At 45.8% G+C, this 22,226-nt stretch carries 9 protein-coding genes; 3 read left to right on the top strand and 6 right to left on the bottom strand.

What is annotated here, in order from left to right; all coding sequences use genetic code 11:
- Window positions 1–117: 117 nt before the first annotated feature.
- Window positions 118–10,539 carry an FG-GAP-like repeat-containing protein gene (locus N7974_RS00405; RefSeq protein ID WP_262963737.1) on the bottom strand — a complete coding sequence of 3,474 codons (10,422 nt, stop codon included), beginning with the start codon at window positions 10,537–10,539 and terminating at the stop codon, window positions 118–120.
- Between the two features lie 975 nt (window positions 10,540–11,514).
- On the opposite strand from N7974_RS00405, the gene N7974_RS00400 reads away from it, so the two are divergent.
- Window positions 11,515–13,719, top strand: a complete 2,205-nt coding sequence (locus N7974_RS00400; RefSeq protein WP_262963736.1) for a TonB-dependent receptor family protein — start codon at window positions 11,515–11,517, stop codon at window positions 13,717–13,719.
- Between the two features lie 238 nt (window positions 13,720–13,957).
- Here the strand turns inward: N7974_RS00400 and N7974_RS00395 are convergent, their stop codons facing one another.
- The 5 genes from N7974_RS00395 to ubiA form a co-directional block, all read right to left on the bottom strand.
- Window positions 13,958–15,586 carry a coiled-coil domain-containing protein gene (locus N7974_RS00395; protein ID WP_262963735.1) on the bottom strand — a complete coding sequence of 543 codons (1,629 nt, stop codon included), beginning with the start codon at window positions 15,584–15,586 and terminating at the stop codon, window positions 13,958–13,960.
- Window positions 15,579–16,844: a hypothetical protein gene (locus N7974_RS00390; RefSeq protein ID WP_262963734.1), complete on the bottom strand. Its 1,266-nt coding sequence runs from the start codon at window positions 16,842–16,844 to the stop codon at window positions 15,579–15,581. Before N7974_RS00390 ends, N7974_RS00395 begins: the two co-directional genes overlap by 8 nt.
- 255 nt (window positions 16,845–17,099) lie before the next feature.
- Complete coding sequence (locus N7974_RS00385; protein WP_262963733.1) at window positions 17,100–18,560, bottom strand: MBL fold metallo-hydrolase; 1,461 nt, start codon at window positions 18,558–18,560, stop codon at window positions 17,100–17,102.
- Between the two features lie 391 nt (window positions 18,561–18,951).
- On the bottom strand, window positions 18,952–20,097 hold the full coding sequence (gene nirJ / locus N7974_RS00380; RefSeq protein ID WP_262963732.1) for a heme d1 biosynthesis radical SAM protein NirJ: 1,146 nt from the start codon (window positions 20,095–20,097) through the stop codon (window positions 18,952–18,954).
- Window positions 20,098–20,233: 136 nt separating this feature from the next.
- Window positions 20,234–21,088 carry a 4-hydroxybenzoate octaprenyltransferase gene (gene ubiA, locus N7974_RS00375; RefSeq protein WP_262963872.1) on the bottom strand — a complete coding sequence of 285 codons (855 nt, stop codon included), beginning with the start codon at window positions 21,086–21,088 and terminating at the stop codon, window positions 20,234–20,236.
- Between the two features lie 175 nt (window positions 21,089–21,263).
- Here ubiA and arsC point away from each other — a divergent pair, with 175 nt between their 5' ends.
- Window positions 21,264–21,611 carry an arsenate reductase (glutaredoxin) gene (gene arsC / locus N7974_RS00370; RefSeq protein WP_262963731.1) on the top strand — a complete coding sequence of 116 codons (348 nt, stop codon included), beginning with the start codon at window positions 21,264–21,266 and terminating at the stop codon, window positions 21,609–21,611.
- A gap of 18 nt (window positions 21,612–21,629) precedes the next feature.
- Complete coding sequence (gene wrbA / locus N7974_RS00365) at window positions 21,630–22,220, top strand: NAD(P)H:quinone oxidoreductase (protein WP_262963730.1); 591 nt, start codon at window positions 21,630–21,632, stop codon at window positions 22,218–22,220.
- Window positions 22,221–22,226 lie beyond the last annotated feature (6 nt).

Genomic DNA, 22,226 nt, shown 5'->3' with positions numbered 1-22,226 from the left:
ACTTGCTTTTACCTGATCTGATTCAACTCAAGCGTTGGCTATGTAGTGAGAACGACTAAAACCTTACCCGTTAGTCATCCCCACCAATGTCATGTTTCAGGTTATTTAATACCCGCGTTAACTAATATACAAATAACCATGACTGCCAAAGCTATCCGTTGTTTGTCCGGTCAGAAAATGCGTATTGGTACCACTGGCAATTTGATTATTCAAGTCTGCCAAAGAACTGGCACCAAATCCTGCCAAAGTATGCCCCGTCAGAGTAAGTGAATTCAAAGCCGGATTAGTCGTACCGGCTACCGAACCATCAGGTAGCAGATTCTGAAGGTGCAATGTTAAGCCGGTATAGCCCTCTGCGCCATCGGTATTAGAAAAAGCAGCCACTTTACTGACTCCGTTAACCCAACCAAAAATAGTGGCGCGGTCCTGACCTTGTTGAAAATCAGTCAGCGTTGACCAGGATGTACCGGCCATTCTGCCATCCAGAAAGACAGTATCATTACCCTCGCCACCGGTCAAAAAGGAGGATCCCGTCGCGCCGTCAATCACATCATTGCCGGTTCCGCTATTGACGGCTTTATTGCCACTGCCGGCTACTTTGATAAAATCACTACTGTCTGCGCCAATAATAACCGCGTTGGGGGACTCATCCACATATTGATAATTTAGATCAAGCGAACCGGTATACAAGTCAGGCAGAACATAAGTCTTGGTATTATTGCCTAAAGAGTCAAACAGCTGAGTCACCGATACCGTCTTTAAAAAATCAGCGAGACTGAGTATGTCATTGCCAAAAACCAAGGTTTGGATATTGGTTAGCGTATCGGTTCCATCAATGCCCATTAAAACCACTGTTTTTCCATCAGAAGACAGCCCAACCCGAGTAATATTGGTTGCAGCATCTGCTTGAGAAAAGTCATATTGAACCGTGCTATTGTCATTACTACCCACAAATGCATCATTTCCTGCTGTATCCATTTGTACCGCTGTTACATTAGCGCTGGCAGCGCTGGTTACCATTTCAAGTGCACCGGCACCATCAACATAACTGGCTTGTACGGTAATCACCTGGCTTACCTGCCCCTGATCCAAAGTAAACGTTTCTGCAGTTGCACCATTAATCGCCGTACCATTGGCCAACCATTGATAGGCAATAATGCCTAAACCATCAGCATCCGTCAATGTATTGGCGGCGTTTAAGATTTGATTTTGTGTAGCCGTGCCGGTAATAGTCACTAAACCGGTCGGCGCATTGTCATTCAGATTAAGCACCGAGACCACCACAGCTTGGGTAGTGGTATTGCTGCCGTCACTGGCGATGACGTTAAAGTTGTAACCGGCTTTGGCTTCAAAGTCGGCAGCAGCTTTCAGAGTCACCACACCTGTTGTTGCATTAATAACCAGCAAGTCCAGATCCGCGCCGCCCAAAGTGTAAGTACGTGCGGCCAGATTGTCTGCATCCGTAGTTGCAGCCGTGTAAATGACGGTACTGATCAGCGCGTTTTCGTTGACGGAACCGGTAGCGCCTGAAGTAAATACCGGCGCCTTGTCATTCAGGTTAAGCACCGACACGACCACGGCTTGGGTAGTGGTATTGCTGCCGTCACTGGCGATGACGTTAAAGTTGTAACCGGCTTTGGCTTCAAAGTCGGCAGCAGCTTTCAGAGTCACCACACCTGTTGTTGCATTAATAACCAGCAAGTCCAGATCCGCGCCGCCCAAGCTATAAGTGGATGCCGACAGGTTGTCTGCATCGGTGGTTGTAGCCGTGTAAATGACGGTACTGATCAGCGCGTTTTCATTGACAGTACCGGTAGCGCCTGAAGTAAATACCGGCGCGTTGTCATTCAGGTTAAGCACCGAGACCACCACGGCTTGGGTAGTGGTATTGCTGCCGTCACTGGCGATGACGTTAAAGTTGTAACCGGCTTTGGCTTCAAAGTCGGCAACAGCTTTCAGCGTCACCACACCTGTCGTTGCATTAATATCCAGCAAGGCCAGATCCGCGCCGCCCAAGCTATAAGTGGATGCCGACAGGTTGTCTGCATCCGTAGTTGCAGCCGTGTAAATGACGGTACTGATCAGCGCGTTTTCATTGACAGTACCGGTAGCGCCTGAAGTAAATACCGGCGCGTTGTCATTCAGGTTAAGTACCGACACCACCACGGCTTGGGTAGTGGTATTGCTGCCGTCGCTGGCGATGACGTTAAAGTTGTAACCGGCTTTGGCTTCAAAGTCGGCAGTAGCTAACAAGGTTACCACTCCGCTAACCGCATCAATAGCCAGCAAGGCTCGATCCGCGCCGCCCAAAGTGTAAGTACGAGCAGCCAGATTGTCTGCGTCCGTAGTTGCAGCCGTGTAAATGACGGTACTGATCAGCGCGTTTTCGTTGACAGTACCGGTAGCGCCTGAAGTAAATACCGGCGCGTTGTCGTTCAGGTTAAGCACCGACACGACCACGGCTTGGGTAGTGGTGTTGCTGCCGTCACTGGCGATGACGTCAAAGTTGTAACCGGCTTTGGCTTCAAAGTCGGCTGCAGCTTTCAGGGTAACTGCGCCCGTCGTTGCATTAATAACCAGCAAGGCCAGATCCGCGCCGCCCAAAGTGTAAGTACGAGCAGCCAGATTGTCTGCATCGGTGGTTGTAGCCGTGTAAATGACGGTACTGATCAGCGCATTTTCGTTGACGGTACCGGTAGCGCCTGAAGTAAATACCGGCGCGTTGTCATTCAGGTTAAGCACCGACACCACCACGGCTTGGGTAGTGGTATTGCTGCCGTCGCTGGCGATGACGTTAAAGTTGTAACCGGCTTTGGCTTCAAAGTCGGCAGTAGCTAACAAGGTTACCACGCCGCTAACCGCATCAATAGCCAGCAAGGCTCGATCCGCGCCGCCCAAAGTGTAAGTACGAGCAGCCAGATTGTCTGCATCCGTAGTTGCAGCCGTGTAAATGACGGTACTGATCAGCACGTTTTCGTTGACGGTACCGGTAGCGCCTGAAGTAAATACCGGCGCGTTGTCATTCAGGTTAAGCACCGACACGACCACGGCTTGGGTAGTGGTATTGCTGCCGTCACTGGCGATAACGTTAAAGTTGTAACCGGCTTTGGCTTCAAAGTCGGCAGCAGCTAACAAGGTTACCACGCCGCTAACCGCATCAATAGCCAGCAAGGCCCGATTCGCGCCGCCCAAAGTGTAAGTACGTGCGGCCAGATTGTCTGCATCCGTAGTTGCAGCCGTGTAAATAACGGTACTGATCAGCGCGTTTTCGTTGACAGTACCGGTAGCGCCTGAAGTAAATACCGGCGCGTTGTCGTTCAGGTTAAGCACCGACACGACCACGGCTTGGGTAGTGGTGTTGCTGCCGTCACTGGCGATGACGTCAAAGTTATAAACGGCTTTGGCTTCAAAGTCGGCAGCTTCTTTCAGTGTCACCGTACCTGTCGCTGCATTAATAGCCAGCAAGTCCAGATCCGCGCCGCCCAAAGTGTAAGTACGTGCGGCCAGATTGTCTGCATCGGTGGTTGTAGCCGTGTAAATGACGGTACTGATCAGCGCATTTTCGTTGACGGTACCGGTAGCGCCTGAAGTAAATACCGGGGCATTGTCGTTCAGATTAAGCACCGACATGACCACAGCTTGGGTAGTAGTGTTGCTGCCGTCACTGGCGATGACGTTAAAGTTGTAACCGGCTTTGGCTTCAAAGTCGGCAGCTTCTTTCAGTGTCACCGCACCTGTCGCTGCATTAATAGCCAGTAAGGCCAGATCAGTGCCGCCCAAGCTGTAGCTGGCTGCCGACAGATTGTCCGCGTCGGTGGTTGCAGCCGTGTAAATGACAGTACTGATTAGCCCGTTTTCATTGACAGTACCGGTAGCGCCTGAAGTAAATACCGGCGCGTTGTCGTTCAGGTTAAGCACCGACACGACCACGGCTTGGGTAGTGGTATTGCTGCCGTCACTGGCAATGACGTTAAAGTTGTAACCGGCTTTGGCTTCAAAGTCGGCAGCAGCTTTCAGGGTCACCACACCTGTTGTTGCATTAATAACCAACAAATCCAAATCCGCGCCGCCCAAAGTGTAAGTACGTGCGGACAGATTGTCCGCGTCGGTGGTTGCAGCCGTGTAAATGACAGTACTGATTAGCCCGTTTTCATTGACAGTACCGGTAGCGCCTGAAGTAAATACCGGCGCATTGTCATTCTGGTTAAGCACCGAGACCACCACGGCTTGCGTGGTGGTATTGCTGCCGTCATTGGCAATCACCTCAAAGTTGTAGTTGGCTTTGGCTTCAAAGTTAGCCGAAGCTTTCAGCGTCACCGCACCCGTCGCTGTATTAATAGCCAGCAAGTCCAGATCTGCGCCGCCCAAAGTGTAAGTACGTGCGGCCAGATTGTCTGCATCGGTGGTTGTAGCCGTGTAAATGACGGTACTGATCAGCGCATTTTCGTTGACGGTACCGGTAGCGCCTGAAGTAAATACCGGCGCGTTGTCATTCAGGTTAAGCACCGACACGACCACGGCTTGTGTACTGGTATTACTGCCGTCACTGGCGATGACGTTAAAGTTGTAACCGGCTTTGGCTTCAAAGTTGGCAGAAGCTTTCAGCGTCACTGCGCCCGTTTCCGCATTAATAGCCAGCAAGTCTTGATCGTCGCCACCCAGGCTGTAGGTAACCGGCAACAGGTTGTCCGCATCGGTCGTTACAGCCGTGTAAATGACGGTATCGATTAGCGCGTTTTCGTTGACGGAACCGATTGCGCTTGAGGTAAATACCGGCGCATTGTTATTCAGGTTAACTACGTTTACAGTTGCCTGTATGGCGGTAGATGATTGTAAACCCAGATTATCAACGGCCTTTACGGTAAACGCATTCAGGATACCGTTGGCATTGACGTCCGGTGTCCAGTAAGCAAACTGCGAGGCATCAATAATATAGTTATTGTTGGCATTCCAGTTAGCCGCGTTTAACTCTGAGGTACCAATTTTTAAGGTACCTGAAGTAATGGCTTGAACGGCAAAAGCCGTGACAGTACCGTCACTGTCATATTCATTACCTTTGGCGGTAAGCTCAGCCAAAGTAATAGTAATGGCAGTATCTTCATTACCGGTGGCCAGCGTTGAGGTGAAGTCAGTTAAGGTCGGCGCATCGTTAATGGTTAAACTGGCAGTTAACAGATTGGAAGCTAACAGCACTGACACGCTGCCGCTGCCTGAATTGGCAACGGCTAAATCAAGTTTACCATCGCCGTTAAAATCACCGGTGCCAGCCGAATAAGAGGCGGAACTGTTAGCATAATCGACTTTAGCATCAAAACTGCCATTACCGTTACCCAACAACACCGACACATTGTTACTGTTACTGTTAGTGACGGCCAAATCAGTAAAGCCATCGCCATTAAAATCACCGATGCTAACTGAGCTAGGGGTTATGCCGGTACCATAATCCACTTTAGCATCAAAACCGCTATTATCCGCCTTACGCAACAACACCGACACGCTGTTACTGTTACTGTTAGTGACGGCCAAATCAGCAAAGCCATCGCCATTAAAATCACCGATGCTAACTGATTGAGGACGCGAGCCAGTGGATAAATCGACTTTAGCGGCAAAACTGCCATCCCCATTATTCAACAACACCGACACGGTGTCATTGTCAGTATTGGCAACGGCTAAATCAACTTTGCCATCGCCATTAAAATCACCTACGCTAACAGAGAAAGGGGTTATGCCGGTGGCAAAATCCACTTTAGGGTCAAAACCGGTATTAGCTGTATTGCGCAACAATACCGACACGGTATTACTGTTTTTATTGGCAACAGCTAAATCAACTTTACCATCGCCATTAAAATCACCGATGCTAACTGATTGAGGGGTTGAGCCGGTGGTATAATCGACTTTAGCATCAAAACCGCTATTATCCGCCTTACGCAACAACACCGACACGCTGTTACTGCTACTATTGGCAACGGCCAAATCAACTTTGCCATCGCCATTAAAATCACCTACGCTAACAGAGAAAGGGGTTATGCCAGTGGCAAAATCCACTTTAGGGTCAAAACCGGTATTAGCTGTATTGCGTAACAACACTGAAACGGTGCTACTGCCAAGGTTGGCAACAGCCAAATCAGCTAAGCCATCGCCGTTAAAATCACCAGCGCTAACCGAAATAGGCATTAAGCCTGTGCCATAATCGACTGTAGGCGTGAACGTAGTAACATTACCAACAAACTGATAACCAGTACCGGCGCTGATGTTTAACGTAACGATTTCTAATGGGTCGATAACTGCATCACTTAGCGCATTAACCAATAACGTGGCGGTAATTTGCCCCTCGGTAATCATAAAACTACCATCCGCTAGCACGTCAACATTAGTACCTGCGGTGACTGAGTAATCAGTAAGTGTAGTTGCGCCACCTGACAGATGGTAATTAACTACCAAACCACCCGCCGGTGCAGCGCTGTCCAGAGTGATGGTAAAAGTCCCTGCTGTACCACCTTCATTGAGTTGCAAGCCGGCAGTCAAAGTAACATCCGTTACCGGAGTCACGGCAATGGTCGCTTGTACTGGTATTGCAGATTCTGCACCCAGATTATCAACAGCCTTTACGGTAAACGCATTCAAGATACCGTTGGCATTGGCGTCCGGTGTCCAATAAGCAAGGTGCGTAGCATCAATCGTATAGTTAGTCTCAGCATTCCAGACGATCGCGGTTTGTGCATCGACACCAATTTTTAAAGTACCGGAAGTGATGGCTTGAACGGCAAAAGCCGTGACAGTACCGTCACTGTCAGCTGCATTATCTTGGGCGGTAAGCTCAGCCAAAGTAATAGTAATAGCAGTATCTTCATTACCGGTGACCAGCGTTGAGGTGAAGTCAATTAAGGTCGGTACATCGTTGACGGGCGTTACGTCGACGGTTGCCTGAATGGCGGTAGTCGATTGTAAACCCATATTATCAACAGCCTTTACGGTAAATGCATTCAGGGTGCCGTTGGCATTGGTATTCGGTGTCCAGTAAGCAAACTGCGAGGCATCAATAATATAGTTATTGTTGGCATTCCAGTCAGCCGCGTTTAACTCTGAGGTACCAATTTTTAAAGTACCTGAAGTGATGGCTTGAACGGCAAAAGCCGTGACAGTACCGTCACTGTCAGCTGCATTATCTTGGGCGGTAAGCTGAGCCAAAGTAATAGTAATGGCAGTATCTTCATTACCGGTGACCAGCGTTGAGGTGAAGGCAGTTAAGGTCGGCGCATCGTTAATGGTTAAACTAGCGGTTAACAGGTTGGAAGCCAGCAGCACCGACACGGTGTTGGCATTATTATTGGCAATGGCTAAATCAGGCGTGCCATCGCCATTAAAATCACCTACACTAACTGAAACAGAGTATGCGCCGGTGGCAACATCCACTTTACGAGCAAAGCTACCATTCCCATTATTCAAAAACACCGACACAGTGTTGTCAGGGCCACGATTGGCGACGACCATATCAAGCTTGCCATCACCATTAAAATCACCGATGCTAACTGAACCAGGATATTCGCCAGTTTCATAATCGACTTTAGCGTCAAAGCCGCTATTATCCGTATTACGCAACAGCACAGATACGGTGCCATCGCTATAATTGGTAACGGCCAAATCAGCATAGCCATCGTTATTAAAATCACCGATACTAACTGAGATAGGGAATATGCCGGTAGCATAATCGACTTTATCAGCAAAGCTACCATCACCATTGCCCAATAGCACCGACACGTTGTTACTGTTAGTGTTGGCGATAGCCAAATCAGCATAGCCATCACCATTAAAATCACCGATGCTAACTGATTGAGGGGCTACTCCGGTGCCATAATCGACTTTAGAATAAAAACCGGTATTAGCCGCATTACGCAACAGCACCGACATAGTGCTATCGCTATAATTGGCAATAGCCAAATCAGCTAAGCCATCCCCATTAAAATCACCGATGCTAACTGCTTCAGGGTATACGCCGGTGGCATAATCGACTTTAGTGGCAAAGCTACCATAACCGTTACCTAATAGCACCGACACGTTATTACTGTTAGCATTGGCGAGGGCCATATCAAGCTTGCCATCACCGTTAACATCACCGACGCTAACTGAAAAAGGATTTGTGCCGGTAGCATAATCGACTTTATCAGCAAAGCTACCATCACCATTACCCAATAGCACCGACACCGTATTACTGGAGACATTGGCGACAGCCAAATCAGCAAAGCCATCACCATTAAAATCACCCACGCTAACTAAATAAGGACCGGAGTCGGTTCCATAAGAGACTGGAGTCTCGAACCGAGTGGCATTACCAATAAACTGATAACCAGTACCGGTGCTTATAGCCAGCGTAACGGTTTCTGATGGATCTATAACTGCATCACTTAGCGCATTAACCAATAACGTGGCGGTAGTTTGCCCCTCGGCAATCGTAAAACTGCCAGCCGCTATCCCGGTAACATTGGTACCTGCGGTGACCGAATAATCGGTAAGCGCAGTTGCACTACCTGACAGGCGGTAATTAACCACCAAACCACCCGCCGGTGCAGCGCTGTCCAGGGTGATGGTAAAAGTCCCTGCTACGCCGCCTTCACTGGGTTGCAAGTCGGTAGTCAAAGTAACATCCGGTATCGCCGTTACGTCGACGGTTGTCTGAATGGCGGTAACAGATTTTGCACCTTGATTGTCTAATGCCGTAACGGTAAACGCATTCAGGGTACCGTTAGCATTGGCTCCCGGTATCCAGTAAGCAAGATGCGTAGCATCAACAATAGCGTTAGTTGAAACATCCCAGGCGGTCGCGCTTGCTGCATCTGCACCAATTCTTAAGCTACCTGTAGTAATAGCATTAACAACAAAAGCCGTTACGGTGCCGTCACTGTCAGCTTGATCTCCTTGAGCGACTAGATCAGCAACAGTAATGGTGATCGAGGTATCTTCAGTACCGGTGGCCAGCGTTGAGGTGAAAGCGGTTAAGGTCGGTACATCGTTGACTGGCGTTACGTCGACGGTTGTCTGAATGGCGGTAGCCGATTCTGCACCCAGATTATCAACGGCCTTTACGGTAAACGCATTCAGGGTGCCGTTGGCATCGGCTGCCGGTGTCCAGTAAGCAAGGTGCGTGGCATCAATCGTATAGTTAGTCGCGGTATTCCAGGCAGTCGCGGTTTGGGCATCGACACCAATTTTTAAGGTACCTGAAGTAATGGCTTGAACGGCAAAAGCCGTGACAGTGCCGTCACTGTCAGCCTCATCACCTTGGGTGACAAGATTAGCAAAAGTGATGGTGATGGCGCTATCTTCATTACCGGTGGCCAGCGTTGAGGTGAAGGCAGTTAAGGTCGGCGCTGCGTTATTAATAAACAACAGAGTATTACCTGGATTGTTGCCAATAAAGGCATCCAGATCACCGTCGCCATCAATATCAACAAAAGTGGGCGCGACAAAACTACCGACATTGTTCAAGCCAAAGGCATTAGTCATTGGTACAGTAAAAACAGGAAGACTGGCCGTGCCGGTGTTTCGATAAAACAAGGTGCCAGTCGAGTTGCCAATAAAGGCATCCAGATCACCGTCGCCATCAATATCAACAAAACTGGGCGCGGCATTAATACCGACATCAGCCAAGCCAAAGGCATCAGTTATTGGCGCAGTAAAAAACGCACTAGTAGTAGTGCCGGTGTTTTCATAAAACAAGGTATTGCCGGCACCGTTGCCAATAAAGGCATCCAGATCGCCGTCGCCATCAATATCAACTAAACTGGGCATTGCATAAATACCGACATTGGTCAAACCAAAGGCATTGCTGATTGGCGCAGCAAAAGCGGCAAAGCTGGCCGTGCCATTGTTTTGATAAAACCGGGTGTTACCATCGCTACTACCAATAAAGGCATCCAGATCACCATCGCCATCAATATCAACCAAGCTGGGCGCGGCAAAACTACCGACATCGGTCAAGCCAAACTCATTAGTTATTGGCGCAGCAAAAGCGGCAAGGCTGGCCGTGCCGGTGTTTTTATAAAACAGGGTGTTACCATTCTCATTGCCAATAAAGGCATCCAGATCGCCGTCGCGATCAATATCAACAAAAATGGGCACAGTTTTGCCACCGACATAGATCAAACTCAATGAATTGCTGGTTGGGCCATCAAAAACAGGGTTCCCTACCGGCAGGTCATTATCAGTGATCACCACGATGACATTATCAATAACCATGCCACTATAATTGCCGTCAGTACTGGTCACGGTGTGTTGAATAACACCATGGTGCATGCCTTCTCCAACGGTGTCATTAACTGCCGTCACCGTCACCGTTTGCGCGACGTTCCAGTTGTCTGTCGTAAAGGTTAAGGTAGTGAAATCAGTGTTTACTTGTTTGTTGGTGTTACCCAAGGTAATAACAACATCGGCTGTGGGTGCGTATGTCAGTACCAAGGTATAGGTATAGGTCGCACCGCCTTCGCTAACTGCGGTATTGTCAGAGGTTTGGGTAATAATGATTTGGTAAGGTACGATTGACATAAGGTTATTGCTCGATAGGGCGATGTATGAGTTAAAGCCGGCCAGCCTTTCGTTATTTGAAAGTGATGCCCGTGCGCTTATTAATTAATTATTTGTAAATGAGTAGTGGCTTGCAAGCCGTTAACCAGTATCAAAAAAACTGCCCTCTGAAGTATTGCGGTAAAAATGCGGTTCTCATCAGGGGATCTCAGGGCTTTTTGTAAGCGTTGGGTTAGAGCCTCGTAAAGGATCAGATAGTAAACCCGTTGATATTTGATCGGTGCGTCACTGCGTTGAGCCAACTGCGTTAAGCATCCGATACCCGGACGCTTAACGGTAGGTTTGGTGGTAATGTAGCCGTCCCGACGTTGCTCTTATCTTGGTTACAGCAGGTCTTGGTAAGGCTCCTTTGCAGGCTTGGCTTGGTTATCATCAATTTGTTAATTCTACCGGAAGAATACTATTTACTATTGTTGCTAAACAGCAGTATGCTTATGCCAATTTTCTAAATGCTAACAAGAAAATAGAAATAACAAAACTTTTATTATTTTTATTTCTATTTTAAAAAAAATAATACAGGCGCAAAAAATATAAAATAGAATAATTTTGTGTAACCTTAATTATCCGAAAATGAAGGCGCCAAGTTTTGTCTTTCTGTGCTGACCAGGCATAAGAATCCCGGTATCAAGGATATGTTTGTTGCTTGTATGGATGACTTGATTGATTGCTTTCTTTGATCATCCAATTGAAATCAGGAAATTACCTGTTACATTAAAAGCATGCGCTTGCTTTTCTTCGAAAAATACCACAAATTTCTTACAATAATGGCAAAGCGAGCTTGATCACTGGGTATTTTTATCCATGTTAATGCGTCTGTATTTTTCACCTAAAACGCCATTATCAAACATTAGGGAATTTTTCCTATAGGAGCCTTTACCCCCCTACACCTAAAATAGTTCTTGATGTTTTTAAGCTATTTTTAAGGTTAGCAAAATAATGCCCCCATTCCCTAAAGCCAAATCTGTTGAAGGCAGACCTGTTTCCATTGATTCAGACAAGCCTCCTTCCTGGTTTCGCCCCGCTATAATGACCGTGACTATTATGACGGTAATAAATATCCCTCTCGCTACAGCCGCCCCAATTGACAACAGCCCTCCTGTTTTAGAATTACCCAGCTTTGAAATTATCGGACAGGCACCAGCCCAATTAAAAGATATTCCTGCCGCTGCCTTTGTTATTGATAAAACCACTCTTGATCGTCAAGGCCCTTTATCGACCAAAGATGCATTACGTACCGAACCGGGCATCTATATTGTCGACGAAGATGTATTGGGTCGGCGTTTTAATATGGGTATTCGGGGCTTGGATCCCAGACGCTCTTCACGCACACAATTATTGGAAGACGGCGTACCGATACAATTAGCGCCTTATGGCGATCCCAGCAATCACTATATTCCAACCAATAACCGTATTGACCACATCGAAGTATTGAAAAGCTCAGGACAAATCATGTATGGGCCGCAAACGATTGGTGGCGTTGTTAACTTCGTCAGTGCCGAAATACCCAAGGAGTTTGGTGGTTCGGTTTCCGCTGCAGGCGGCAATAACGGTTATTACGACACGCAACTGAGATTAGGTGGTACGGTTGATAATGTCGGTTTGTCTCTTGATTACATTCGTCAGGAAGCCGATGGAAATCGTAGCGGACAGCATCAAACCGTCGATGATTTGGCGCTAAAAAGTTTGATTAAGTTTAATGACCGACACCGGTTAATGTTGAAAGGAACATTAACCCATGAAGATGCCCGGGTAGGTGAATCCGGATTAACCAGTGAAATGTATCGCAAAAATCCCCGTACCAATTTATTACGCAACGACCAATTCCAGGTGCAACGTTATGCAGGCCAGGCGCTGTATGAATTTGACATGTCCGATACCATTCATTTCAGCACCAACATTTATGGCAATCATATGTTCCGTGAATCGATTCGTCAGGCTAACGACTCTTCTGCATTAAATAACTGCTCGGTCAGCGGTGAAGCCGATTTTAGTCAGGCAAGCACCTGCGGCAATGAGCAGCGACCCAGAACTTATAATGTCTTTGGCATTGAGCCGAAACTGGTCTTTATGCATCATTTATTTGGTGTTAAAAATGAAACTACCACGGGTATTCGTGGGCATTTTGAATGGGCCGATAGAGAACGCTATGTTGGTAATGCCGGACCTACCGATAAAACCCAAGGTACCGGAGATAACAATAATGGTCGTAACCGCCATCAAAATAACTCGTTAAATACCGAGGCCTTATCATTCTATGGTCAAAACCGTTTTTTCCTGGGTGACTTCACACTGACTCCCGGTATTCGTGTAGAACATTATTATCAGGACAATATTAATCATATCGATGGAGCATCGGAAAGCTCGGTGCATACGGAAGCTTTACCCGGCGTTGGTGTAACCTATAACGGTATCAATAATGTCACCTTGTTTACTGGCGTACATCGGGGATTTGCTCCCGCGCGGATTGATGATGTAATGAATCCTGCCACTAATGTACTTGGTCAGGTAAAACCCGAATTAAGCATTAACTATGAAGCCGGTATAAGAACCACTCCAACACCGGGATTGAGTACTGAATTGACTTACTTTAGGATCAATTTAGAAAACCAAATTGTTAATGAAACCTTGATTGATGATGATATGTGGGTCAATGCCGGAAAAAGCGTCCATCAAGGTATGGAATCAGGACTACGACTGGATTCAGATCGGTTGTTCGGCACCGCGTATAACTATTATTTAACCACCGCTTATACCTATATTGATGCCTATTTCGACAGTGACGTTCCCAATGCCCACATTGTCGAGGGCAATCGTTTACCTTATGCGCCCGAACATTTAATTAACGCCAATATTGGTATGGAAACACCATGGGGTCTGGATATTCGCTTTGGCCTGCAAAGCGTCAGCCAACAGTTTGGTGATAAGGAAAATACTTTGGTAGAAGATCGTACCGGTCGGGAAGGAGTCATTCCCGGCTATACCACTTTTAATGTTTCCGCCAACTATCAGGTGGTCAAAAACGTCAAGGTCTATATGAACGGTTACAATTTAGGTAACAAAACCTATATAGCCAGTCGTATTAACGGCATTCAACCTGGGCAGGGCTTTCAAATGATAGGCGGGGTTAAATGGACTTTCTAAAAACCATCTGCTGATAACTATTTCTAAAAAAATCAAGCAGATGCCACAGATTTACAAGTAATAAAAATTCCTGTAGAAAACAAATTCATTGGAATTAATCACGTTTTAAAAACTATTAAAGCCTCAAACGTTCCGGTCAGGGTTACAAATCCTGACCGGCATCAGCGGGGTGAATTCATTGGAATTTAATCCGTGAATCTGTGGCATTTTTCCACTTCCAAGTCGTTACAACAGTTATTCAACCCTTGCCATCTTCATTCTGGCTTGCTGCTTTTATTGATCGTGTTAATTCTGCACGTTGCCTGTCGAGCACCAGCCATTCAATTTCCCGGCGTAGATGCTCGTCTTTACTCTTGGTCGCTTCGGCTCGTAACTCCACTTCTTTAATTTCTGCATCCAAATGCATTTTATGCAGACGATTTTCATGCTCTATTTTTACCGCTTCCAATCTTTCCTGTATTTTTTGCCGTTCCAGCTGATGAATTTCTTGTTCCTTAAGCTCTGCATCCAGCTCCAGCTGTTTTAAGCGCTGTTCCTGCTCTTTCCCTTGTAGCCATTGAAGGCGCTCTTTTTCATATTCCCGGGTTTCAGCATCCCGTTGCAGTTCTTTCAATACGCGTGCATGCTCAATTTGCTGAGCCTGTTTCTGCAGATCAAGTTCTTGCTGACGAATTTGCAGGTCTTTTTGATATTGAATTTCCGCTGCCAATTCAATTTCTTTTAACTCCATTTGCTGGTTGGTTTTTTCCACCTGCAAGCGCATTTCTATCGCATGTTGTTCAACACGATGCGCAGCTTGCTCTTCCAATTGTCGCTTGGTTGCTTCAGCTGCCAATGTTTGCTTTTGTCGCTGAATTTCATCTTCCTGATTAATAGCTTCCAATTGCTTTTTCTTTGACTCTACATGCAATAATTCCAGTTCAAGTTGCTGAGCCTGTTTCTGCAGATCAAGTTCTTGCTGACGAATTTGCCGGTCTTTTTGATGTTGAATTTCTGCCGCCAACTCTATTTCTTTTAACTGCATTTGATGATTGGTTTTTTCGACCTGCAAGCGCATTTCTATCGCATGTTGTTCAATACGTTGCACTTCCTGTTCTTCCAATTGCCGCTTGATTGCTTCAGCTGCCAATGCTTGCTTTTGTCGCTGGATTTCATCTTCCTGATTAATCGCTGCCAATTGTTTTTGCTTATGTTCTAAACGCAATAATTCCAGCTCATCTTCCTGCCGAAATAATTCCTGTGCTTGTTTCTCACGAAATTCAAAGTTCTTTTGCATCACATTAAGATAAACAGCTTCCTGAGTAAAGCGGCCATCAAGCTTTTCATTATCGGTAAGTTCTTCAAAAACCGAGGTCAACTCACAAATTGTCCGACACTGGATATGCTTTAAAATTAAGGTTTCATTAATAACACTTTCAATTTGCCGTTCCATTTCCGCCAAACCTGTTTGCACCCACAAGCCGTCTTTAAGAAGATTTAGTTCGGCATTGACGATATCCTTGATCACACTTTCATAACCGGATTTAATCTCTTGATTAACGGCAGGCAATACATCCAGGTTTCTTTCTATAAATTTAAGCGTCGGTTGAAAATGAATTTGTAGCCCCGTGGTTAACGTGCAAAATCCGCCATAAAGCTTGGTTTTTATAGTCAAGTCCCAGTTTTCTATCGGTAAGGAATAAACACGATGAAAAAAACGGGGAATAAAGTTTTGTGGGCGCTCAAACAACTGGTGATAAGGCCCCAGCTTGGCAATAACAACGCGTCGTTCGGCATCAAATCCAGGGTCCCAAAATAGCTGGCCCAAATCAAGCCCGGTATCTTCGCCTGTTAACCAGGCATCCAGGGGCGATAAATTCTTATTCATAGATCACCTGATTCTTGTCAGCCTGTGCTGCTACCTGAGACTGCGCTTTAATGACCCGTAACTGTGCGCCCATCCGTTCGGCAACCAGTGGATAAAGATTAGGTGCAAACTCTACCGATCTTTCATCAATTTTACGCAAAAAACCACGACTTAATAAAAACCCGACCGCAAACATTCGGGATAAATCAGAGTAACGTCTGGCCCGTTCAATATCCGATTTCTCAATAACCATTTCAAGCTCGTCATTCTCATTAATTCTAAACTCGGTAAATTGCCTGATACATTCAAAAGCCAACTCTTGTTCCTCTTCAGAAAGAGGCCCGGGAGCCGTACCTTCCAGCCGATAAGACAATAAAAAGGTAAAAAAATCAACCATTGCCGCACAGGAAAAAGCAAACAATGAAAAATCATTCCACATCGCAAAGGATGGTGTTACACCCTGAATAAACTGGGCATAAGTCATTAGTATGGGGGCTTGGGGAACATTATATCCGGCATTGGTGGCCAGTTGATTAAACTTAAGCTGTACTTCCTGAAAACCTGCTACCGCCTTTTGAAAATTATTTTCAGTATCAACCGTCAAGTGATTCAAGCTGGTTTGCAGGGTGCGAATATGCTCGTCCAGGAGATGAAATTCTTTATCAAGCCGGTCAAATTGCGCCTTTTTATCCTGATAACGTTGATTATAATGCTTCCAAAAAGGCCCTTCGCCGACGACGTTTCTATTAGCCGGGGGGATTTGTGCATGCGTTCCAAAATAGGCTTGGGTCACATCAGTAGTTGCCTTTTCCAGTTCACTGTTTTGTTGCTTTAAAATATCGCCTTTGGTAAGCAGAATGGCTGCCAGATAAGTATCCACATCTTTACGCATCTCGTTAATTCGACTGATGCGTATGGTCTCACTTTGAGAGACTTCATAAAACTTGAAATACGAAAAAGTAATGGAAGCTGTAATGGCGACAAATAAAGACAGCAAGACACTTAAATAACGTAAGCGATTAGCCTTCCAGTGAATGCCGGCAATTTCCAGTGAGCATATAACAATAATTGATTGAATCGCAATGGTGATAATCAGTGCAATCCAGGGAAGTATAAAATGTGATAAACCATAATAAGTGGTAAATCCCGAAGCGATACTTAGCATCAATACAATAGGAATCGACCATATTCTCAGCATGCCGACAAACAGCGTCTGGATACTGTTAAGTAAGCTGCCCAGCCCACCATGATTGATTTTAATAACGCTTTCTTTGCCCATAAGAATTTATTTGGATATCCTGAGTTAGATCAATTGGCAGTCTATTTGATAAAAATGAGAAATGCAAACGGGAAAATCAATAGTGATCCTGGACTATTTATTTATTGCCGGTTTTACAATCTTTGCGGCTAAATGATGACGGCATCAGAAATAACTGATTTTTTGCCGGAGATACCTGATTCAGGATATTAACAAAGCTAATGAGGGCTCATGGTAAGCGGATTGCCCGGCTACCACGAACTAATGCAGGAGGGTCTATCTGACGGTAATAGCGGTGCGGAGATTATCAAGCGTAACGACATTGGGACCGTGTAAGGCCGCAATCTGTTTGACATCCAGATTGAGTTGCTGAACATTCTCATACAAATTTACTGTATAAGGATTCGGTTTTGCAGACTGCGGAACATTCGACGCGGTCGGCGTATAGGCATCAGCTTCGATCAGTATTTTTTCGGTCGGTAAGTAAACCAATGCAAAGGCATCATTGTGACCATTACCGGCAATAGGATAAATCTCGATCGAACGATTGCCGTCTGACAGAACGTATTTATCGGTGAAGGTTTTAAATGCTGCCGCCTTTTTGGAATGGGCGAGTCGATCAGGATTCAGTGTCCTCGGTTGTGCCCAGACTTTCTGAAAATACGGCTGATTATCCTGATGCGTCACAATAGTCGAACCTTCATCCACAAAGGTTCGTAAGCCGCCGGCGTGATCGAAATGCGCATGTGTGTTAACCAGAAACTTGATCGGTTTGTTGGGAATGGTTTCCTTAACTTTAGCGATGACGGCAAGCGAACGCTCCTCGTTTTGAGGCGCTTCGACAATAACAACGTGGTCGCGTTGCTCAATCGCGACACTATGATGAGTGCCGCCGGTAAGGTAGTAGACGCCATCGGCAAGCTTGTCGGCTCTAACACTAACGGACGACTTGGCGTTGGCGATTTCCTCAGGCACAGAAAATTCAGCCGGAGGATTAACTTTCACCGACGATACGTCTATATCCAACACCGGATATCCGCCCTGAGACCGGACGATATGGGCCGGAAACTGTACGCCGCCAAAATCCCTGTAATCGGAATATTTCGTTTCGACGAGAGTATCGCCAAGTACCGGATTGTCAATCCAGGTTTGAACACGCGTAACTTCTGCATTGGCGTTGATGTTACCCACGTAACGATACTTACCATTAACGGTAAATGCCACTTCGGTACCACCATGATCGGGTTTTGAGCTGGCATTATTAGCCAGTGCCGCTCTCAAAAAGCCTTGCGGTGTTGCCCATATTTCCGCCGTACGTTCCTCAACGGCTATTGGCTGTGACGTCGCTATTGGCGTAGCGCTTTGAGGCGCATTGGCAGGACGCGTCAGATTCCAGGCAGTAGTACCACTGATATACTGATCGACTTTTTGTTCCACCGGAACCGGACGCAAGCGGCCTGATTCTATGGTTTGGCTACGGGTGATTTGTACGCGGGCAGCAGCCGTAACATAATTGATATCGGCTTTAAAACTGCTAACATCAAACGGGGGCCAAGAAGATTCAGGATTCGGGGCTTGACCAAACTGATACCAACGCCCTGCTCCCGAGTATTCAATGGTTCTTATGTTGGCAACATCTAGCGCCTTGGCCGATGACTGAAGTGGTTGCGGATTTAGGGAGGCGCACCCGACAACTGTCAGGGTCAAGCCAATAATTGGATATATCAATCTACTCATATAATCTTCCAGGCAGTGGTCAATAATCAAAGAAAAGTAAAAAACTAACATTGATATCCAAGCAATAGGCATACCAGAAATTTTTTCATGTCACTGATTACTGATAATGCCTTATTTAGCCTGGATTTGATGATAACCGGTCACTTAAAAACCGGGAAACTTTTGACTAGAGACGTGTTGAATAGCCAACATATTTTGTTGATGAGCTGCACTCACAGAGACAGTTTTATGCGGTGAATAGAATGATTTAGCTTACATTCAGCATGCTGGGTATTTTGTAAGTCGGTGTAACGTAAAAAAGCCCAACGATTCGATGTCTCGAATGCCGGGCTTTTTAGCTAACCGCCAGCCTGTAAAATGATCAGATGTATTGCACCTCCCTACCAGGCAATTAATGAGGTGCCGCTATTTCAGTATCTGTCAAATAACAACCCGGATCTTCCGCCCAGTAGTTTGACGTGGTTTGAGCGGCTCTGACCCGTGTGTTGCCATTACAGATAGCTTGATAATGACAAGTTCCACAACGGCCTTCCAGTGGCCTTGGAATTTGTTTTAGTCCGGCCATTAAAGGATCGGAGGTATCCATCCATATTTCTGAAAACGGGCGATCCTTTACATTACCTAAATCGTAATGCCACCAAAATGTATCAGGATGCACGTTGCCCAGGTTATCGATATTGGCAACATTAACACCGGAAGCATTACCGCCCCATTGTTCCAATTTGGCTTTGATATGTTCAGCTTTATCCGGGAAATTTTTTGTGACCCAATGCAAAAAATAAACCGCATCTGCGTCATTATTGCCGGTGACAAATTCCCTGTCCTTACCTGCTTTAAGCCAGTCATAACAGGTTTGAAACATCAAATCCATGGCATCACGGGTCATTTCAAAATGCGCGTCATCTTTACGGTTTCTGTTGCCACGGCCGCCATAATTTAAATGTGACAAATAAAATTTGTCGATATCGTTATCGTCCATTAATTGCAACAGAGCAGGAAAATCCATCGCATTATCCTGCGTCAAGGTAAAGCGAATACCGACTTTAATGCCTTTATCCAGACACAAGTGCACACCACGCAACGCTTCATCAAAAGAGCCTTTTACCCGCCGAAACTGGTCATGAGTATCTTTGATTCCATCCAGACTAACACCAATATATTGGTAATCAATATCGGCAATTTCAGCGATATTCTCAGCCGAAATTTTAGTGCCGTTACTGGACAGGGCAACATAAAAGCCCATATCTTTGGCTCGACGGGAAATAGCGAATATATCGGGATGTAATAACGGCTCGCCACCGGACAAAATCAACACCGGTACTTTAAACGCTTTTAGATCATCCATGACCGTATAGATTTGTGGTGTCGTTAATTCGCCGGGAAAATCAATATTTGCAGAAGTGGTGTAACAGTGTTTACAGGTAAGATTACAGCGGCGGATTAAATTCCAGATAACTACCGGAGCCGCCGGCTTGCGTGCGGGTTTTAAAGCTGTCGGGGTTATCAGTTCCCGCATGTATTGGCTTAATCTAAACATTTAGAGCATCCTTTATTAGGTTGCACCATTGTAACGCATCTAACTTTGACCACTGAACTTTCATCATGCTAAAGACATTTAAGATATACACAAAGATTAGCCATATGAGAGATTTGGGTGATGTTAAAGTTTTATTTCAACGCAACCAATAATCCATCATTAGCCCAACAAATACCGCCATACCAAACCAGTTATTATTTAAAAAGGCTTTAAAGCACAGGGTTTTCTCGCGATGGAAAATCAATTTTTGTTGATAAATGGATAATCCTGCCGCCACTAATACGCCGCTATAATAAGGCCAGCTCAACTGCTGCATCTGCCCCACGGCAATCAGTAAGCCTATAATAATAATCTGCAAAATCGCCATGATATGACGATCGTAAACGCCAAAAAGAATCGCCGTTGATTTAACGCCTATCTTAATATCATCGTCTTTATCAACCATCGCATACATGGTGTCATAAACCAGCGCCCACAACACCACGGCCAAATACATCACCCACGCCACTGCAGGAATAGCATTAATTTGTGCAGAAAAAGACATCGGCACCGCCCAGCCAAAAGCAATCCCTAAATAAGCTTGCGGCAACTGCGTGTAGCGCTTCATAAAAGGATAACTGGCCGCCAGAAATGCCGCGATGAAGGACAATAAAATAGTATAAATATTAAGCAACAATACCAGGCCAAAAGCGCACAGGCATAATACAACAAAAAGAATAAGGGCTTCTTTAGGCGTCACCTTGCCGGCAGCAATCGGGCGTTGTTGGGTGCGCTCTACATGAGGATCAAAATCCCTGTCCGCATAATCGTTAATCACACAACCGGCAGCCCGCATCAGTACTACGCCCAAACAAATAACGCTTAATACCGGTAAATCAGGCTTGCCGTCACTGGCAACCCAAAGCGCCCATAAGGCCGGCCACAATAAAATCAGAATACCAATAGGCCGGTCAAACCGTGATAATAACCAATATTGCTTAATTCGATCCATTACCCGTTCTTTACTATTTGTTACTGTCACTATTCTGCCTTTATTAATAAATACTTAAATTATTTAACCAACCCACCCATTAAAATCAGAATGGTTTTCAAGCGTATATTTTGTTAAAAATGTTATTATAACGTCTTTCTTTTATTGAAATCTTGTGCCCTGTCGGTATGTCATTATGCGTGTAAAAATTTATCACAATCCGCGTTGCGGCAAATCACGTCAAACCTTACAATTATTACAAGCGCAAGGCGTTGAAGCAGAAGTTATTGAATATCTTAAAACACCTCCCAGTGCAGAAGAACTTGATGATATTTTACAAAAACTGGGTATGGAACCGCGTGACTTGATACGTAAAAAAGAAGCCGCCTACAAAACCAGTGGTTTGGATGACAAAGCTCTGGACCGACAAGCGCTCATTAACGGAATGGTCAATAATCCGATACTCATTGAACGCCCGATTGTTGTTGCTAACGGCAAAGCGGCTATCGGCCGTCCACCGGAAGCTATACTTACTATTTTATAATCCCTAAAACTTATTGTTATGACAAAAATCCTGGTTCTTTATTTCTCCCGCAATGGCGCAACCGCAGAAATGGCCAATCATATCGCTCGCGGTGTCGATGCAGTGAAAGGGGCTGAAGCGGTTATAAGAACGGTGCCGGATATTTCCAGCGTTTGTGAAAAAACAGCAGAGAGTATTCCTGCTCATGGCGCAATCTACGCAACGCTGGAAGACTTAAAACACTGTGATGGCCTGGCATTAGGTAGCCCCACTCATTTTGGCAATATGGCAGCACCACTCAAATACTTTATTGATGGCACCACAGAAATATGGTTTTCCGGTGCCTTAGCCGGTAAACCTGCCGGCGTATTTACGTCAACAGGCAGTATGCATGGCGGGCAGGAAAGCACGTTATTATCGATGATGCTACCATTGCTACATCACGGCATGCTGTTATTGGGTTTGCCTTACACGGAAACGGCCTTGCGTGAAACCACCTCAGGCGGAACACCTTATGGCCCGAGTCATTTATCTTTAGAGCATTCCGGCTTAACGGATCATGAAAAAAAACTATGTATGGCGCTTGGAACACGTTTGGCTAAAACGGCACTCCTTTTAAAACAGGCTTGAATTATA

The organism is Methylobacter psychrophilus (assembly GCF_025583945.1).
GTDB classification, from domain to species: Bacteria; Pseudomonadota; Gammaproteobacteria; order Methylococcales; family Methylomonadaceae; genus Methylobacter_C; species Methylobacter_C psychrophilus.
The sequence above is the reverse complement of the archived record's forward strand: the minus strand, read 5'-3'. Positions and strand labels throughout refer to the sequence as shown.